We start from the raw sequence: 19,153 nt of genomic DNA, 5'->3' as shown, positions 1-19,153 counted from the left end.
CCCGATGGTATCCTAGGTCGAATGCGGCGAATCACCGCCGCAGGCCACTCATCTTCTTCATCTTCATCTTCATCTACTGACAAGACACACGCACCATGGCTCAAGCGATGAAAGACTACACCGACCTGTTGCTCAAAGGCGGCATCATCAGCCTCGATCAATTGACCGAAGCCGAAGGGGTTGCCAAGACAACCAACGCCGACGTCGGTGATGTGCTTGTCCAGATGGAGTACTGCACGCCCGAAGAAGTCGCCCAGGCGATGGCAAAGCACCACAAGATTCCCTACGTCGATCTGCGGACAACCACGATCAGCGACGATGTGATCGAAATGGTGCCCGAATCAGTCGCACGGGAAAATAACGTGATCCCGTTCAGCGAGCAGGACGGAGCCCTGCGGATTCTGATCGCCGACCCCTTTGACCTCGAAACCATCGAAAAACTACGTTTCATTCTGAATCGTAAGATCGAAACCGCGCTGGCTCCTAAGTCCGCCATCCTGGGGGCGGTCAACAAGTACTACGGTCAGGTCGAAGGTGAATCGGCTGACAGTATGTTGCAGGAATTCACCGATACGGCGATCGACTTCACCGAAACCGATGGCGGTGGTGATGGCGGAATGACCGAAGAAGTCGATGACAACTCGGCTCCCGTCATTCGTCTGGTCAATCTGATGATCGCCGAAGCAGTCCAGTTGCGGGCCTCGGATATTCACGTCGAGCCCTTCGAGGACCGCGTTCGCATCCGTTATCGAATTGACGGCGTTTGTGTCGAGCGTGAGAACGCCCCCCGCCGGATGCTCTCTGCGATCGTGGCCCGGATCAAGATCTTGGCAAAAATCGACATCTCGGAAAAACGGCGGCCCACCGACGGCCGGATCAAGATCACGGTCGGTGACAAACAGCTTGACCTTCGGGTGTCCATCATCCCCACCAATCACGGGTCCTCGGTCGTCATGCGGCTGCTGGACAAGGACAACATCAAAGTCGGTGTTCGTCAGTTGGGGTTGTCCGAGCGTGACTTCCGAAACTTCAACTCGCTGATCCGGCGTCCCAACGGAATCATTTTGGTGACAGGTCCGACCGGTTCGGGGAAGACGACGACGCTGTACGCCGCACTGAACGCGCTGAACCGTCCCGACCGTAAAGTGATCACCGCGGAAGACCCGGTCGAGTACTACTTGCCGGGCATCAACCAAGTCGAAGTGAAGCACGGCATCGGGCTCGACTTTGCCCTGATCATTCGCGCGATGTTGCGTCAGGCGCCCAATATCATCCTGGTGGGTGAAATGCGGGATCACGAGACCGCATCGATGGGAATCCAGGCTTCACTTACTGGACACCTGGTATTCAGTACGCTGCACACGAACGACGCGCCCAGTTCTGTGTCGCGAATGGTGGACATCGGTGTACCATCTTATATGGTGGCAAGTTCGGTGATCGCGATCCTGGCCCAGCGGTTGGTCAGGACGATTTGCCCCCGCTGCAAGGTGCCGTTCAAGCCCTCCACTTCGGTGCTAGAGGAAACTGGCATTCCGCCCGAAATGGTCAAGCAAGCCACGTTCATGCGGGGCAAGGGTTGTGCCTACTGTGGGCGGTCGGGATACCGGGGTCGAATCGGCATTTACGAGCTGATGTTGATCAACGGAAAAATTCGCGAACTGATGTTCAAGAATGCCGACACCAAAGAGTTGCGTATCGAAGCCATAAAGAACGGTATGTCAACGCTTTACGCCGACGGGATGCTGAAGGCGACCCGCGGAATTACCAGCTTTGAAGAGGTGTACCGGGTGGCCAAGAAGACTGAGCAAGAAGACCTGGCGTTTGGTCACATCGTCAAGGATTTGGACTCGCTGTAATTCACCCCTCGGCCGCCCGTTTTAGGGCTCGATGGGCCATCGTCGGACGGTCCAGATGGTGATGTTGGAACAGCAAGTCATGCGGGTATGCCCGAGGCTGTGCAGCGATCGTTGCTGCCTGGCCTCTGGCCCCTCTGTGGTGCTGGTTTTTCGATGTGTTCGCCGTGCGAAGGCTGGTCGGGCAGGTTCGCCTACCAGCTTTTTCTGACGCGTTCTGGTCTCGCAGGGGCAGTTTTTCTGGCCTCAGCGAGTTTCATGGCAATAATAGCAATGTCGAGCAGCGGCCATGACGGCCTGTCGTGTTCGGCTCTTATCTCAATATTGCAATCAAATACGTGGCCTGGTGACGCTGTTCGCCGGGAATGGTCGGAACTCCTGCGAGCACAGTCGTGGGTCCACGAACAGCCGACCTGATTTTCGAAAGCGAAATCCATGGCAACCGTCCTGATCGACAAACTGCTGCAGGCTGCGATCAAGCAGGGCGTTAGCGACATTCACATCGTCGTTGGTCAGCCCCCCGTATTCCGTCTGCACGGACGGATGCGGAAGTTAGAAACAAAGGTCTTGCAAGGCGAAGACGCTGTTCAGTTGATGAAGTCGATCACGCCGGAGCGATGCCAGCGAGAATTACAGGAGGCGGGCTCGACTGACTTTGGGTTTGCGTTCGGTGACTTGGCCCGGTTCCGGGTGTCGGTTTTCAAGCAACGTGGCTTCATTTCGATGGTGCTGCGACAAATTCCCAACGACAAACTGACGCCCGAGCAACTTGGTTTGCCCGAAGCTGTGATGAAGATGGTTCACCGCCCGCGGGGACTTTTCTTGGTGACAGGCCCAACCGGTTCGGGGAAATCGACGACGCTAGCGTCGCTGATCAATCTGCTAAACGAAACGATTGACCACCACATCATCACGATCGAAGATCCGATCGAATTTTATCACGACCACATCGAGTCGACGATCAACCAGCGCGAAGTCGGCGTTGACGTTCCCAGTTTTTCGGAAGCGATTCGGCGAGCGTTGCGGCAAGACCCGGACGTGATTCTGGTCGGCGAGCTTCGTGACCTCGAAACCATCGAGGCGGCCATTAGTGCTGCGGAAACGGGGCACGTCGTGTTCGGCACGCTGCACACCAACAGCGCGCAGGGCACGGTCAACCGGATCATCGATGCGTTCCCCGGAAACCTTCAAGACCAAATTCGAACTCAGTTGGCGTCGACCTTGATCGGTGTGGTCGCACAGACATTGTTGCCAAAGATCGGCGGTGGCCGAGTGGCCGCATACGAGGTCTTGGTGGTCACGCCGGGGATCTCGAACTTGATTCGCGAAAACAAGACTTTCCGAATCAACAGTTCGATGCAAACCGGTGCCAAGTTCGGCATGCAGTTGATGGATGACACCCTGTTCGATCTTTGGAAGAAAGAAACGATCACGGTCGAGGACGCGTTGGGGAAAGCCCATCGCCCTGATGACCTGGCAAAGCGGATCGTCAACAGTCGCCGAGGCGAAGGTGACGACCCGATCCCGGTTCCCGAAGAAAAATAGGTTTTAGGAATTAGGAATTAGGTTTTAGGAAAAATCTAAATCCAGTGTTCCTAAACCATTCCCTAATACCTAACACCTAATCTCTAACACCTGTTTCTCCTCATGGCATCACGACGCATCGGACAGATCCTCGTTGACCTCGGTTTTCTAACCGACGAGCAGCTCGTGATCATCTTGGAAGAGCAAGAGCAGCAGCCCGGCACACTGTTGGGCAAGATCGCCGAAGACATGACGCTGATCACGGACGAGCAGTTGATCCAGGCGCTCGCCGAGCAGATGTCGATGCAAACGGTGTCGCTTGAAGAAGCGACGTTTGGCGAAGGCGTGTTGGAAAAAATCTCGGAAACGATGGCCCAGCTTTATCGCATCGTCCCGCTGGCGTTCGACGAAAAGTCAAACACTTTGACCGTTGCGACGTGCGATCCGCAGAACTTGTCGATTCAGGACGAGTTGCGAACGTTCTTGGGTTACGAAATCAACATGGTCATCGCGACCGAACGCGATCTGATGCAGACGATCACGCGTCACTATGACAGTGAGTCCGAGAGCGTTGAAAAGTTGGTCCAGTCACTGGCCGACGACGAAGAGCTGAAGACAATGGTTTCGGCGCTCGAAAAAGAGAAGTTCAGCATCACTGATGCGGCTGCTCTTGCCGATTCGGCGCCGGTTCGCAAGCTGCTGAACATGGTTTTGTTGCTGGCGATTAAGGATCACGCATCGGACATTCACTTCGAGCCTTTCGAAGACGAGTTTCGCATTCGCATCAAAGCCGAAGGTGTGTTGTACGAAATGGTCCCGCCGCCGCGTCACTTGGCGTTCGCGATCACGACCCGGATCAAGGTCATGGCCGACTTGGACATTGCCGAACGACGAATGCCGCAGGACGGTCGGATCGAATTGATGGTCGGCGGTCACCCGGTTGACCTTCGCGTTTCAGTGTTGCCAACGATTTTTGGCGAATCAGTCGTTATGCGAGTGCTTGACCGATCAGTGGTCAACCTTTCGCTCGAAAATGTCGGCATGGACGAAGACATGATGACCCGCTTTCGCGCGGCGATCGATCGTCCCAACGGCATTGTGTTGGTGACCGGGCCGACGGGGTCGGGCAAGACGACGACGTTGTATTCGTCGCTGTCCGAACTGAACCACATCGGTGACAAACTGATCACGACCGAAGATCCGGTTGAATACGACATCGACGGCATCATTCAGATTCCAATCGACTCGGATGTCGGCGTCACGTTTGCAAGTTGTCTGCGGGCGATTTTGCGACAAGACCCTGACACGATCCTGGTCGGTGAGATCCGCGACTTGGAAACGGCCGAAATCGCGATCCAAGCTGCTCTGACCGGTCACTTGGTGTTCAGCACACTGCACACCAACAGTGCAGCCGCGACCGTCACTCGGTTGAAAGACATGGGCATCCAAGCGTTCATGATTTGTGCGACCGTCGAAGCCATCCTGGCCCAGCGATTGGTTCGCCGGATCTGCACGAAGTGCCGCGAGGAAGCGAAGGTCAGCAGCGCGATGATGTTCGATCTGGGTATCGACAAGGCAACCATCGCTGGCAAGAAGTTTTTCAAGGGCACCGGCTGCGATGCCTGCAACAACACGGGATACAAGGGCCGCATCGCGTTGTTCGAATTGATGCTGCTCAATGACAAACTTCGCGAAATGGTGCTGGCCAACGCATCGACCGACGAACTGCGTGCCGAAGCCGAAAGGGCCGGCATGGTGTCGCTGCGAGATTTCGGCATGGCCGTCGCCGCCGACGGTGTCACGACGCTAGACGAAGTCATCCGCGAAACGGTTGAAGATTGAAATAGGTTACGGGCGTCAGGTCACGGGCGTCAGGAAAAACAAGAGAAGTTAGAACTGAACAAAGCAGAGCAAGACAAAAGTTGTGGTAGAGAGGTGTCACGGTCATGCGAAATTTTCGAGAGCTGAAGGTTTGGGAGAAATCGCACGCATTCGTTCTTGGGGTTTACCGTGCGACTCGCCGGTTTCCAGACGACGAACGTTATGGCTTGACATCTCAGGTCCGCCGATCGTCAGCTTCGGTTCCGTCGAACCTTGCCGAAGGCTGTGGACGCCGAACCGATAAAGACCTAGCCCATTTTTGTGATATTGCGATGGGGTCCGCTTGCGAGGCCGAGTACCAACTCATCCTCGCGAAAGACCTCGAATACATCGACATCGAACTTCACCGAAAACTCGAAGATCAACTACTAGAAATCAAACGGATGCTGTCCAGCTTTACCTCAGCCGTCCGTGCACGTTCGGATCAATGATCCTGGAACTCAAAACCTGTAACCTGTTACCTGTTACCTGAAGCCTATTCAAATGCCTGTTTATCAATTCGAAGCGATGGACGCGACCGGACAAGAGATCCGGGACGAGATCGATGCCGCCAACGAAGAAGAGGCGCAAACCACTATTCGCCAGATGGGATACTTCGTTACGAAGATCTCCGTCAAGAAGCAGGCTGCGGGCCAGGCTGATGCGTCAGGCAAGGGTGGCAAAAAGCGTAGCTTCACGATCGGTGGCGCCAAGACAAAACACATCTGTGCGTTCACTCGCCAGTTGTCGATTTTGCAAGATGCCGGTCTGCCGATTCTGCGCAGTCTGAAGATTCTTGAAAACAACGCCAAACCGGGCAAGTTGAAGAATGCGTTGATGGACACGTGCGATGAAATCGAAGGCGGTTCGACGCTTAGCGAAGCGATGTCGAAGTCACCCAAAGTATTCAGCCGCCTGTACGTCAACATGATCAAGGCTGGTGAGGCCGGTGGTGCGTTGGAAACGATTTTGCAGCGGCTCGCTGACTTCCTGGAAAGCGCCGAATCGCTAAAGCGAAAGGTCAAGGGTGCGTTGATCTATCCGGTCATCGTCGTGATGGTGGCCGCGTCGATTTTGACTTTCATCATGTTGTTCATCGTTCCGACGTTCGAAACGATGTTCGAAGAATTTGGTTTGTCATTGCCGGCACCGACGATGTTGTTGATCGCGATGAGTAACTACATCGCTGGTTACTGGTTCTTGCTGATTGCGATGCCAGTCTGCTTGCTGATCCTGGTCAAGTTGATGCGAAAATTCCGTCACGGCCGCATGGGCTTTGACATGTTCATCATCAAAGTGCCGATCTTCGGCAGCCTGATCGAAAAGAACATTTTGGCTCGGACGACACGGACGCTCGGTACGTTGGTGGCATCCGGTGTACCGATTTTGGAAGCCATCAATATCACCAAAGAAACATCCGGCAACGGCATGTTCGAACGGTTGTTCCAAAAGACCAACGAAGCGATTCGTGAAGGTGAAGTGATCAGCAAGCCGCTGCGCGAGCACAGCTTGATGGGGCTGCACCCGATGTCGCTTGTGTTCTGGGCCATGTTCGGTGCGTTCCCCGGTTGCGTGTTGTTGTCGGTCGCATTGACGGCCAAGGGCACCAAGCTGGATGACGGCACGATGGTCCAAACGCTGACGATGTTGGGTGTGCAAGCCACGCTCGGCGGTGCCGTGTTGGCCGCGTTGTTCGGTGCTACCAAAGCCAAGTCACGCGTCGTCGATGACTTGGTCGTCAACATGGTCGACGTCGGTGAAGAGACCGGTGAATTGGACACGATGTTGTACAAGGTCGCCGACACGTACGACGAAGAAGTTCGCGTGATGACCGACGGCCTGACCGCGTTGATGGAACCACTGATGATCGTGTTCCTAGGCGTCGCGGTCGGTTTCATCGTCATTAGTTTGTTCATGCCGTTGGTCGAACTGATCTCCGGATTGTCCTAAGAAGATTGGGCAACGTGCTGGGGCTTCGGCGCGTGTCAAACGCACCGAAGTCCCCACGGAAGCCTCCAGCGGTGTCCTTGTTCCCCGTTTTGTTGTTAACACCTCGTCGCCAAAACCAAATCCTTCAGCCCTATTCAGATTGCCATGAACGCAACCCTCATCCGAAAGCGAGCCGCCTTCACGCTCGTCGAAATCCTAACGGTGATCGTGATCATCGGCATCCTTGCGGGGATAGCGATTCCTGCCATCACCGGTGCGCTGACGACCGCCAAGGAAGCGGCGATCCGGGTTGAAATCGATGTCGTCGGTCAGGCGCTCGAGGCGTACAAGTTGAAGTACGGCGACTATCCGCCTGACTTCAGCGATTGGTCCAAAGTCGAACGCCACTATCGCAAGGCGTTTCCGAACATCGATGACAACGAGTTGAAGTTGTTGGCTCAGTACACGTTCTTGGATGACTCCTACAATCGCGTGCCGTTTGCCGCAATGGGCGCCGGGGCAAACGCCGACCCACGTATTGGCACAACCTACCGGTACTATCGCCAGTGCATGGACCCGGCCGAAGCGCTCGTGTTTTGCTTGGGTGGATACAGCAGTAACGTCAAGAAGCCATTCACCGGCGAAGGCGGACCGTTGTCGTTGATTTCGACGCCGAGCAGCAGTTGTACGGCGGACTACGGTTTTTACCAATACAATAGCGCACGAGAGAACGGTTTCTTCGACCTCGCAGATGGGCTGACGGTTTCGGTGCTCAACACGGGCGGCAGTTCACCGAACCCCGCTGGCGCGACGGTGCCGTATGCGTTCTCGGACGACGAGTACGCTTCGACGACATCCGGCACTGGCCTGCAAAGTGGTTATTCGACTCGCGCACCCTCGGGCAACTCGTTTGCTTCGATTCGTTTCTTGTTCGATCCGTTTCCTGTCTACAGCCCGAATGATCGATCCGGTCCGTTGGTGTATTTCAACGCCGACAACTACAGCGACACGTTCGCGCCGACTGCGATCACCGGTGGTTGGATGGGTGCGACGGGCGCGGGTCTTTATCACACGCTGAATATCTACTTGCATCCCGCTGGCGATCTCGATCGCGGTGTGGCTCGTCCGTACCTGACGGACAATCTGGACACCAACGCCGGTGGCTACTTGTGGGCCGAACAGAACAAATACCAAGTCATTTCGGCTGGGCTCGACGGCAGCTACGGCGGCAGCGTTCTGCCTGGAACTGCTACCCCAGCGTTACCGTCGGCTGCGGGTGTGGTCACGCGTTACCCCAGTGGCGAGTTCGCTAACTTTGCGGGTGCCAACACGGGTGGCGGCGACAAGTACGAAGACCCTGAATCGATTTACGGCGCGATCAAGCCGCAATTGGACAATATCACCAACTTCTCGACTCGTACTCTCGAATCGGATCTAAAGTGAGTTCACTTATCAAGACACGACCGAATGCACCGGAGCAACGTCAAGCCTTCACGCTTGTCGAGTTGTTGGTGACGATCGTTATCTTGGGCATCATCAGTGGGATGGTGTCTCAAGCATTGATCGGTGCCAATCGTCAAGCCAAGGAGACGCGGGCTCAGGCCTTCATCAACCAGCTGAACCTGACGATGCTGCAGCTCTACGAAACCGAAGCGTCGCGAAGCGTGGGTTTGCCGGGTCAGGCATGGTCACCGGAAGCGGCTAGTCAGACTCAGTTGATTTGGCGGCGCGATTGGTTGCGTGCTTCCCTGCCGATGTCCAAAGCGGATATCGACGTAGGGTCAGGCCGCCCGGCTGCCGGTTCGGATCCTGCCGCACCGACGCTGTACAGCGTGCCGTTCCTTAGCGAAACCGGCACCCAGCCTTTGCCGCCGACGCGGCGAGAGGCGACGTCGCTGATTTACCGAAACCGTGTTGTGCGAACTCTGAATGCGATTGATAGTGCGACGCCCGATTGGGCAACGGCCTATTCAAAGTGGACAGCCACGAACGAGTCAGCGGAGTGCTTGTATCTGATCTTCGCTGCGAACACGATCAACGGCCAACCGCTGCTAGGACAACTTCGCACCCGCGATGTTGCCGACACCGACGAAGACGGAATGCTTGAAATCGTCGACTCCTGGGGTGTTCCCGTGGTTTGGATGCGCAGCCCAGTCGGGTTTTACTTGAAGAACAATTGGTCGGCCAATGATGCGCTTGATGCCAACAAACCCACCGTTGGTGATTTGAAGGCGCTCGTTGCCAAACTTGGCGAGGACCCGCTTGATATCCTGCGCTCGGATCCTCGCACAAATCTTGTCGAAAACGGCGGTGATGCGGTCTTGGTCGACCCGACCACCAATGACACCAGCATCGAAATTGACAAGGTGACGTTCTATGCGCGTCCGATGATCGTATCGGCTGGTCTCGATGGCGCGTTCGATCTTCTTGTCACGCCGTCGGGAACGGCTCGCGCCACTCAAGGCAGTCAGAGGATCGCGACTCTTGCGTCGCCCCAACGTCGCCGACGCAATGGCTCGTTGGTACCGCATCCGATTGGTTACGGCAGCAACGTGTTCTTTCCGGACCCGTTTTACAGTTTGGCCATTGTCGGTGACGCACCTCGGCCGCTCGCCGATCGTCCGGGCGCGGTGGTCGATGTGAACAGCAACGGCGTCGACGAATCGGCGGACAACATTTATCCAAGCTTGGCACTGCAATGACGAACCATCGTAAAATCGAAATGCATCGACATTGTTTGACTCAGCCCATGCAGGCGCTGCGGTCTCGTGCCGCACTGACATTGGTCGAGTTGATGGTGGCGCTCGCTGTGATTTCAGTGCTGGCCGGTATCGCATTGCCGACGGTCAAGAGCACCATACAAGGTCAGAAACTTAGTCGTGCGGCGACGTTGTTGCAGTCGGCGATCGAAGAGGGCCGAGCACGATCGATCGCGACCGGCGGTGGTGGCGGCATCATCATTGATCGATCGGGAATCGAAAACATCAACCAGCGATGTGATTCGACGCGAGTTCGCTTTGCAACGGTCTCGCCACCGTACACGGGCGACACGCCCGGGGCGACGGTCAAGATCGGCGTCGCGACCGGCACGTTTGTGCGCAACGACGTGATCTCGATTTGGTTTGACCCGACATCGATCCAAGCTCGCCGAGCGGTTGACGACATTCTTGCCGAACAGGCGGATTCGACGCTGACGGTGCGCACCAAGCCGATCAATCCAGGTGACTTTGTCCAGCTTGGCGGTGGTGGGTTGATGTTACGAGCCACCGACGTGATGCAATATGGAACCGTTGCATTTCGCAACGCAGCCGGCATCACGGCGTCCCAACTGAGCGATGCGGATGTGACGAACTGGGTATGGATCCAAGTGGAACGCATGGAACCGCAACTGAACCTGCGACGCTTCGTGGGCCAAGACGTTTCGTTCCAGATCAATCGCAGCCCACGACCGGCGATCTCGATGCCCGTCGATCTGCCGCGGGGAACCGCGATTGATCTAACGTCATCAGGAGTCGGGCGGTTTGGGAACCAGTTTTCGCCCATGTTCATCGACGGCAATTACATCGACACAACGCTGGCGCCTTTCGTAGGAACGCCGCGCGATTACCAATCGATTTACGTTTTGTTCGGACGCCGCGGCGAAGTCTCGCGAGTGCTGGGCGGGGTGTTGTCGGGCGGAGTGATTGAGTTGTTGGAAATTCCCGTGACTGGCGACATCTTCTTCCTGGTTGGCGAAGGCGGTGAAATCAAGCCCGAGGATCCGCTCGAAGACGCCGACAGCAATCCGATTGAAGATGCCAAAAAAGACGGACGAACACCGCTGTTGGATTCAAGCAGCATTTGGGTATCGATCAAAGTTCGCAGCGGTGAAGTTATCGCGTCGCCTTGGATTGACCCGACCGACAGTACGTCGAACCTGATCGGCGGTGCCCCAACAGTACCAACCAATGCGACCCGGCAGAAACGAATCGAAGATGTGCTCGGACGCACTCGCTCGGCTGCCGTAGAAGTTCGTGAAGACGGAATCTAGCGGTCCTCGTCTAGCATTCAACGTCGAAGCGATGCTTCGTCAAAAACCCTTATCAAACTACTGACAGTAACGACGCGAATGATTTGAATCGTGTCGATCAAAGGCAGCATCGGAATGCGGCCGAAACTCATCGATTGAGCTGAACATGTACATGAACTGGAAGACTTCCCCAACCAAACAAGCTTCACGCCGCCGGTCTTGCCGACGCGCGGCGGTTACGTTGATGGAATGTATCTTTGCGATCGGTGTGGTTCTGACCGGGCTGGTCGGTTTGGCGGCGTTGATTCCGATCGCGTCCCAAAATGCTCGCGACACGATCGAAATCGACCGCAGCATTAGCGAGTCGACGTCGGCATCGGCAGTCGGTGTTGTTCAGTCGTTTCACGATCTCGATTCGTTGGTGATGTTCGATAAGCCAGTGCAGGGTTCAGCGGCTAACACCGCCGGTGGCTACATCCCAACCAATGCGATGCAGACGCTCGAATCGAAACTGTCCAATGCACCCTTGAAATTGGAAACACCCGGCTACATGCACATGTTGGCCGGTACCGGACTGAGCGGTGGTATTTGCATCGATCCGCTGGGGACACCGGACTTGGCGTTGTTGACGGGTGGCTTTGTCACCAGCCCAAACGCCGCTCAGCCGTTTGCTGCTGCTGCCACCACGGATTCGGCATTCGACTACAGCCGCTTTCCGTATTTCAATGAACGTTACAACGTTTTGGCGTCGCCAAACGAACAGATTGGAAACCCAGCAGGCGTTAACACCACCACCAGAACCACCCCGTGGCCGATGGGGCCGCGGATGTACCGCGTGACGTTGAAGTCGCCGATGTTCGACAGCCGAATCCCGATGTACCGATATCAGTTGATGTCGCCATCGATCACTCGCAATATTTTCGGCGGATCCAACGGACTGTCCAACGTCGATGCTCCGGACAAAGAGTTGCCGCGGGGAGTGCTAACCGAAACGACGCTTGTCGGTGGGAACCGGCTAGACGGCGGGCGTGACAACGCCAGCGACTACACCTGGTTTGCGACGCTGACGCCAAACTTCTTGGGCGGTGATAGTTTTCGCCAGTCGATCGTCGTCGTTCGCAAACGACTTGCGCCAGTGCCGCGACGTGTCGGTGATCCGTTCGCCTTGCAGAAAGGCAATTACACGATCGATGATGCTGACGACAACCCGACGTCCGAACGTTTGGCGTGGATCGATCCGGAAACCGCGATTGGTTTCAACGGCGGTTCGGGCGGCGAAGTCAGCGTGTTCGGTTCGCAAGGTGTGACGGACGACATTTCATCGAACAGTTGGGTGATGCTGTCGCGTCAACCGCACCGAGTCACCGGTCCGCCCGTGACGCTGCGTGCGAATGGTCCGGCGGTTCACCGTTGGTATCGCGTGATCAGCGTTGGCGAAGCCGAGCAGACATCCAGTTACACGTGGGCCGGCGGAACGCACGATGTTTGGGGGCGACGCCTGTCGCTGGCCGGGCCGGATTGGGCGTTCCAGGACGAAACGACCGGTAATACGACACCGATCGACGACACGTTCTGCACGATCGTCGAAGGCGCGGTCTCAGTGATCGAATCGGAGGTCAAGTTCGAATGATATTAACTCACCCCAGCGACTCTTCTCTTCTCTCTTCCGAATGCTCGCAACCCTCTGCGGGAGAAAATTCAATGTGCCGAATCGATTCAACGCTGCGACGAAACTCAGTGCGCCGCGATCCGTTTCGCAGCCAACCAGTTTGCCGCCAATCATTGCGCGGTCACCATTCTGGCCGTCAACAATCTCGCAGCGGAATTGTTCTGCTGGTCGTGCTTGGCATGCTGACGCTGTTCAGCGTGATGGCGGTTTCGTACTTGGTGTTCACGACGCGGCAGCGTTCTACGGCCTACAACATCAGTCGCAGCGAGTCGCGGAATTTTGACGGCGAGCAGTTGCTGGGCGATGCACTGGAAGAGATTCTGGTCGGCTCGGATTCTCCCGATTCGTCGGTCTGGGGTCACGATATCCTTGGTGACTTGTACGGAATGCGTGATGCGATTCTGGGCGAGATGACGCCGCAGGCCAGTTTTGTGGTCGCCGACCCTTTGGTCGCGCCGAATGTGTTGATGAATGATTTTGTCCGAATCCCAACAGAGTTGTTCCGTACGGCGACGTATCCGAATCGCCGCGTCGATCACACGTCGCTTGCCGAACGAAACTACCCATCGGCCTCGACCCCTCTTTTCGAAATGGACGACGAGCTAGCTGGACGTGTTTTGACGTTCCGCGAAGGGCCGCTCGAAGGATTGTCGATGAAGGTTCTTCGGTCGTTCGGCAACCATGTGTCGACGACGGTGACGAACGGTCGCCAAATCTTGAGCGGACAATTGGTGTTGGACATGCGTCCGCACCTTCACCGCGCGATCACGATTGACAGTCTCGGGGAAACAAACACGTTGGCACGTTGGCTTGAAAAGGCATTGTTGCCAACCAGTGACGTCGATCACCAATACATCTCGCGATTGTTTTACAACCAACCACCGGAATTGGTAACGGCTGCGACACCACTTTCAGATTTCTATCTCAACGGTGCGATCCTGAACGGACCTGGTCTAGGTTTCGACGTTGGGCGGACATCACTGACTGTCGTCGGTGATGCGAACCAGAACTTGAACGAGGTCATCAACACGAACCATAGCCCTCTGCCGGCGGCCGCACCAAGTCCGATCGGTGGGACAGCGTACGCCGGCTCGGCGACCGGTACCGACGTGCCCGCAGCACTGCAGGGGCACTTTGCGGTATATCGCCGGGAAGCGTCGGCGTCATCGGCAACCGCCGAACAGGGTTACTTGCAAGACTTGCCTGGCGGTGATGCGGACGAACCGTACGATGCGCCGGACGAGCAAAATCTGTGGCTTAGTTATTTCCCGACCAACGAAGCTTTCGGTGCATCGGCACCTTCGTTTGTCCGTCCTGACTTGTTGCACTGGTTGATCAACCAACAGTCCGGCACGTTAGACTCGATGACGGTGTTGCGGCTTCAGCAGATTCTGCGTGCCGTGCAGCGCTCGACGACGCGGCCCTTGCCGATCAAAAACGACATCACTGCGATGCCGGCCGCACTGAGCAACCGTGGTGCGGGTGTCTTGCAATTGGATTACAGCGACTTCACTGGCAGCAACAACTCAGACCTCGGACGTCCGTCGCCAGTCGATGGCTGGCTGGATTTTTCGGAGACCGATCCTGTAATCTTGGCCGCCAACATTCGACGTTTGGTGCGGTCTCTTTGCGGTGGCGACAGCAACGGTGATGGGTATCCGGACTGGGACGTCGACAACAACGGCGACGGGATTCCGGACAGTGTTTGGACGGACGCGGGTTTGCCGTTGACCGAATCCGAAGATGGATCGTTGGTCAAACCGATGGTCGCGTACCTGATCGAAGATCTTGGTGGCCGAGTCGATGTGAACCTGGCCGGGAACTTGGTCCAGGCTCGAAACGCGGTTCAGAAATCCGCTAGCGGCGTGCTGTACCGAACTGGTATCCCAACCGGGCCGACGGTCACGCACACCGACTTGCCTGCTGGGTTCGGTTACGGTCCGGCTGAAATCAGTTTGAATCCGTTGTTCGGTACTTCGCCCAACGGAGCTCTCGATCTGTTGCGACGACGTTTGGTCAGCCGAACGTTTTCCGGCGTCGAATATGTCGCCTCTGGTCACTTGATTGATCCGATCACGCAAAGCGGCAACGACCTGATGGGTGTGCTGCGACAACCATACTTGCCCAACGTCCACAGCACGGCGAACGCCTATGGTTTGCCCGTGGATAAGTTTGGTCGGTCGTCGATGGCGCTTGGCATTGATGGTGGCCTGATGGTCGCCAATTCGTCCGTGACCGTTCAGACACCAACTTTGTCTGCAGGTGCCCAGGCGGGTGATGCGAACGACGATCCGTATGAAATGATTACGACGCCTGGCGAATTGCCTGATAGCGCGTTCACGCTTCCCGATATGGAAGCGATGTTGCGGTTTAACGATTTTGACCGTGATGCGCTCGACAGTGCATTGGTCGAGCTTGCCCAAAATCACTTGACCACGATCGCGGATCGACAAGAGTTCGCAAACTCAGTCACGACGATCAGCAGCAGCGCGTCGGTCAATACCGGGATGTTGCCGCAAGAGTACCGCGGCACTAATTTGGCGAACTCGTCCGACACCCCGGCGTCGATCTTTGACGATGCCGTTCGCAGCTTGCCGCCTAACTCGGGGACCAATCGTTTCGACACCTCACAACGCAACGCTTTGTTGATGCAGTTGTTGCCTCGCGAAGTTTTGAGCGGTGGCAAATTGAACTTGAATCGTCCATTCGGTAATGGCATCGACGATGACGGCGACGGCGTCGTCGATGATCCCGAAGAACTTCGCAATGCCGTTCAGAACCTCTACTTCTATCGTGACTTCACCGGAACGACCTCGGACACTTTCTACACGACTCCGTTCAGCGATTTGACGCCGGGCGAACCGGGGCCGGTCAGTGCCGGTGGCGTCTATCCGGAACCTACGCCGCAGGGTTGGTTCGCACGTCACTTGTATGTGATGGCGATGACGTTGGTGCGTGACCTGAACGGTACGGACGCATTTGATTTCTCGCTTGGTGTGCCGCCAACGATCGTGACGCCAACTTTCCGTCGCGACACGTTGCCGGGATCGGCGTACGGGACCGCCAACACGGCCGAGGAAGAGTATCGAGCTTGGACTTTGGCTCAGTGGGCAATCAACGTGGCCGATTTCCGCGACCCCGATTCAATCATGTCGCGATTCGATTACGATGTGTATCCGTTCGACGGTTGGGACATCAGCGCGACGCCATTGACCTATCGAACCGTTTGGGGAATGGAGTATCCCGAACTCGCTTTGGAAGAGTCGCTGGCGATGCACGATCGACGTGTTCGCGATACGAATTTGGACGCAGCGTCGGAACCTCGTTTCAGCGGCGGCACATTCCTCGACGATGACACCGACCAGTGGCGTTTGCCGCAGGGATCGTTGTTCTTGGAGGTTCGGTCAACTCGCTCGCCGGACTATTTGCGAAATCCAGCTACCGATACCGATAGCACGTCGCAAGCATGGGCTGTGCCGACGGAACTGTATTCGCAGGTCGACACCAGCGCAACCGTTGGGTCGCCTCAGTACGAATACATGCTGGATTTGGCTCGCACCGCGCCCGACCGTAACCCGGTTTGGCGAGTTGCGATCTCGCCGGCGCACGACGATGCGGTGCGAGGAGATCCGCGCCAGTCGGGTGACGAAATGCTGCAACCGGTCGGCAGCAATGTTGATCCGTTTGCGATCGCCATGAACCGTCAGGCTGCGACCTTACAGTTGGACCGACCTGACTTCTTTGGGGCAGAGATTCCGCCGCCTCAGCAAGTTGACCGTGTGATTTGGTTCACCAATGTTAATCCCGATAACGGTCTGCAACGAGATGCGACGACGAACGGGACCACGATCGCTGGCCAGGCCTATGGCGACTTCACCGCTGACGATGGTTTCATTGACTTTGCTCCTGTCGACTCCAACAGCGTCGAAAAAATCTTCTACAACCGATTTGCAGCGGCAGATTATCCCTACCAGGTCACTGATACCGACAATCTGACCGAAGTTCACCTTCGTGGTGGCCAGTACGCAGTCATCGGCCCTCGTGCAATAACGCATGTGGGATCGCTGCAGAGCAATGCGGGCACGCCAACGCACAACCCAACGACCCACGAACCCGTGGTGAACTATGTCGATTACGAATCGCCGCAACGGTTCTTGTTGGGATCGACGGCTTTCGAGCACCGTTTGTTTACAAATTCGAACGCGACACCAACGGTCGCCGGTGGTGCCAACAGCACGATTCGTAACACCGTCGGCATCATCGCGGCGGCAAATGTTCCGACTGGCTTCACGGGTCCGCCCGTGGTTGGCACGACGCCCGGCATTGGCATCAATGTTTCGGAACCGCTTCCGTATCCAGCACCGGTGGGTGTGAATCGGTACTATCCGTCGCCAACAACTCGGTTGAAGGCGGATTTCCCGTTCGACTCCTATCATGACTTCGTTGCGGCGACCGGGAATCTGCCGGACGTCCCGTTCGATCAAGCGGCCTATGCCGAGTTGTTTCGTGTCTACGGCCCCGACGCCGAACGAACGGGAACGCGAGAACGTTTCAAAACGGCTTACTTGCAACGGCTAGCCGATCCAACTCAGCCGCATGACGAAATCCTGAATCCGTACATCAGTGTCGATTACATCACGATCGACTTGACGGTGTTCAACGGCAGCGATGGTAATACTCAGGAAACCGATGCTGGCCCACCGGCTGTGACCGAGTGGACTGACAAGGGCAACCCGGATCCGTTCGGCTCGATCCCGAACGAACGTTTTGCGACTCGTTACAAGACCGGCAACACGATCTTCCAAGGCGTGGCTGCATCGGCGTCCGAGAATTTGTCGCACAGCGTCAACACGTTCCCGCCACCGACAACCGCGCCGGAAACGACCGGGGCGCCGACGCTTGGTGGACACGCGCCGTACTTCCCGTTCACGCTTAATTTGCAGACGACGGTGAACCCCGATACGGCACCACCCGGCGCAACGAAACCGGACAGTAACCCTGGCCGTACGGCTCACTCGTCAACGCTTGGCTTCGCCAATGCTTCATACGGGGACCGTTGGCGCACAACCGGTACAACGGACACACGTTATGCGGGGATGCCGGTCAACAAGTACTTCTCGTCTGCGACGTGGTTGAACCGTTCGTATGTTTCGCCTGGTGAATTGATGTGGGTGCCGACCACTTCGGCTGCTCGATTCGGCGCGTCCTTTGGAACGGCAACCGCCGATACCGGTTTTACCGCTGGGAATGTGTTTGCATCGCAGGCACCGCCGCACGCGGTTGGCGATCGTCTGGATTACAACCGGGTGTTCCCACACTTGTGGAACTACAGCAGCACGGATCAGGCTAGTTTCGTGAACTCGCCGAACCTGCATCGGATCTTGAACTATATCGAGGTTCCTGCACCGTTCGACTTCGAGAATGATTTTGTGTCGACGAATCGGAACATCGAAAATAACAGCACCGTTTCGACGCCTGCTCAGTCCACTTTCGGTGGTTCGATCAACTATTCAGGATTGGGCACCACGGTGACTGGTAATCCTTACAGTTGGACAAACGCGGGTGCTACGACGAACGCTTTCTGGCTGAACCAAATGACAATCGAATCGCTTCGGGCGCCATTCAATATTTTGCAGCCGCAGTACCGACAAGGTCGGATCAACCTGAACACGATCAAAGGGCCGCGTGTGTACCGCGCCTTGATGGAAGGAATCTCGGACACCAGCGACCCTGCGTTTGGTGCGTTCGCGGCTGAGTTTTCACAAAGTCGCCGTGGTTATTTGTTGACCGGCGGCGCCAGCGAACCGGTGATGCAAGCGGGCGGCACGATCACACAGTTTGATCGTACTCGGCCAAGCCAATTTGGCGGTGCGTTCCGGCCTTCCAATGCATCGGACTTGGCACCGCTTGTGACTGATCGTGTTCGTCCGCTGGACCGCACGATCATGCGACCGGGCGTAACGGCGACCGACGCGCTCGGCGGTGATTCCCCGTTGTTCCACAAGCCGCTTGGTGGATCCCTGAACGGTGAAATGCGTCAGCGCAGTGCGTTGCACAATGACATTGCGATCACGCGGTTGAACAATTTGGCGGCTGATCAATCCAACGTGTTCGGAGTCTGGATCACGGTCGGCTTGTTCAAGGTGGATGGCAATCTGCATGTCGGCCAAGAACTTGGCAGCGATCTGGGCCAATCACGTCGCTTCCAATCGTTTCACATCATCGATCGCAGCGTCCCGGTCATGTACGAACCGGGACAATTGAACAACGCGATGGAAACTGTTTTGCTCTCTCGAATGTTGAACTAAG

At 56.4% G+C, this 19,153-nt stretch carries 10 protein-coding genes; all 10 read left to right on the top strand.

Annotated elements, in window-relative coordinates:
* The first annotated feature begins 95 nt into the window (after positions 1–95).
* Positions 96–1,856 (top strand): GspE/PulE family protein, encoded by a 1,761-nt coding sequence (locus Poly59_RS22680; RefSeq protein WP_146536392.1) that lies wholly within the window; start codon positions 96–98, stop codon positions 1,854–1,856.
* A gap of 432 nt (positions 1,857–2,288) precedes the next feature.
* A complete protein-coding gene (locus tag Poly59_RS22675) occupies positions 2,289–3,398 on the top strand; it encodes a type IV pilus twitching motility protein PilT (protein ID WP_146536391.1) in 1,110 nt (369 codons plus the stop codon).
* A 102-nt stretch (positions 3,399–3,500) separates the two neighbouring features.
* Positions 3,501–5,219: a GspE/PulE family protein gene (locus tag Poly59_RS22670; protein WP_146536390.1), complete on the top strand. Its 1,719-nt coding sequence runs from the start codon at positions 3,501–3,503 to the stop codon at positions 5,217–5,219.
* A gap of 104 nt (positions 5,220–5,323) precedes the next feature.
* Positions 5,324–5,689 (top strand): four helix bundle protein, encoded by a 366-nt coding sequence (locus Poly59_RS22665; protein WP_146536389.1) that lies wholly within the window; start codon positions 5,324–5,326, stop codon positions 5,687–5,689.
* Between the two features lie 52 nt (positions 5,690–5,741).
* Entirely contained in the window at positions 5,742–7,187 is a 1,446-nt protein-coding gene (locus Poly59_RS22660) for a type II secretion system F family protein (RefSeq protein WP_146536388.1), read from the top strand.
* Between the two features lie 144 nt (positions 7,188–7,331).
* Positions 7,332–8,609 (top strand): type II secretion system protein, encoded by a 1,278-nt coding sequence (locus Poly59_RS22655; protein ID WP_146536387.1) that lies wholly within the window; start codon positions 7,332–7,334, stop codon positions 8,607–8,609.
* The gene (locus tag Poly59_RS22650) at positions 8,606–9,868 is read left to right on the top strand and encodes a type II secretion system protein (RefSeq protein WP_246151865.1); all 1,263 of its coding nucleotides are present in this window, start codon (positions 8,606–8,608) and stop codon (positions 9,866–9,868) included. Before Poly59_RS22655 ends, Poly59_RS22650 begins: the two co-directional genes overlap by 4 nt.
* Positions 9,865–11,196, top strand: a complete 1,332-nt coding sequence (locus Poly59_RS22645; RefSeq protein WP_246151864.1) for a pilus assembly FimT family protein — start codon at positions 9,865–9,867, stop codon at positions 11,194–11,196. The genes Poly59_RS22650 and Poly59_RS22645 overlap by 4 nt, the downstream gene beginning before the upstream one ends.
* A gap of 151 nt (positions 11,197–11,347) precedes the next feature.
* Positions 11,348–12,805, top strand: a complete 1,458-nt coding sequence (locus Poly59_RS22640) for a hypothetical protein (protein WP_146536386.1) — start codon at positions 11,348–11,350, stop codon at positions 12,803–12,805.
* Between the two features lie 71 nt (positions 12,806–12,876).
* On the top strand, positions 12,877–19,152 hold the full coding sequence (locus tag Poly59_RS22635; RefSeq protein ID WP_146536385.1) for a hypothetical protein: 6,276 nt from the start codon (positions 12,877–12,879) through the stop codon (positions 19,150–19,152).
* Position 19,153 lies beyond the last annotated feature (1 nt).

It is taken from the genome of Rubripirellula reticaptiva, from assembly GCF_007860175.1.
In the GTDB taxonomy this organism is placed as follows: domain Bacteria; phylum Planctomycetota; class Planctomycetia; order Pirellulales; family Pirellulaceae; genus Rubripirellula; species Rubripirellula reticaptiva.
This window is presented reverse-complemented; position numbering and strand designations above follow the sequence as displayed.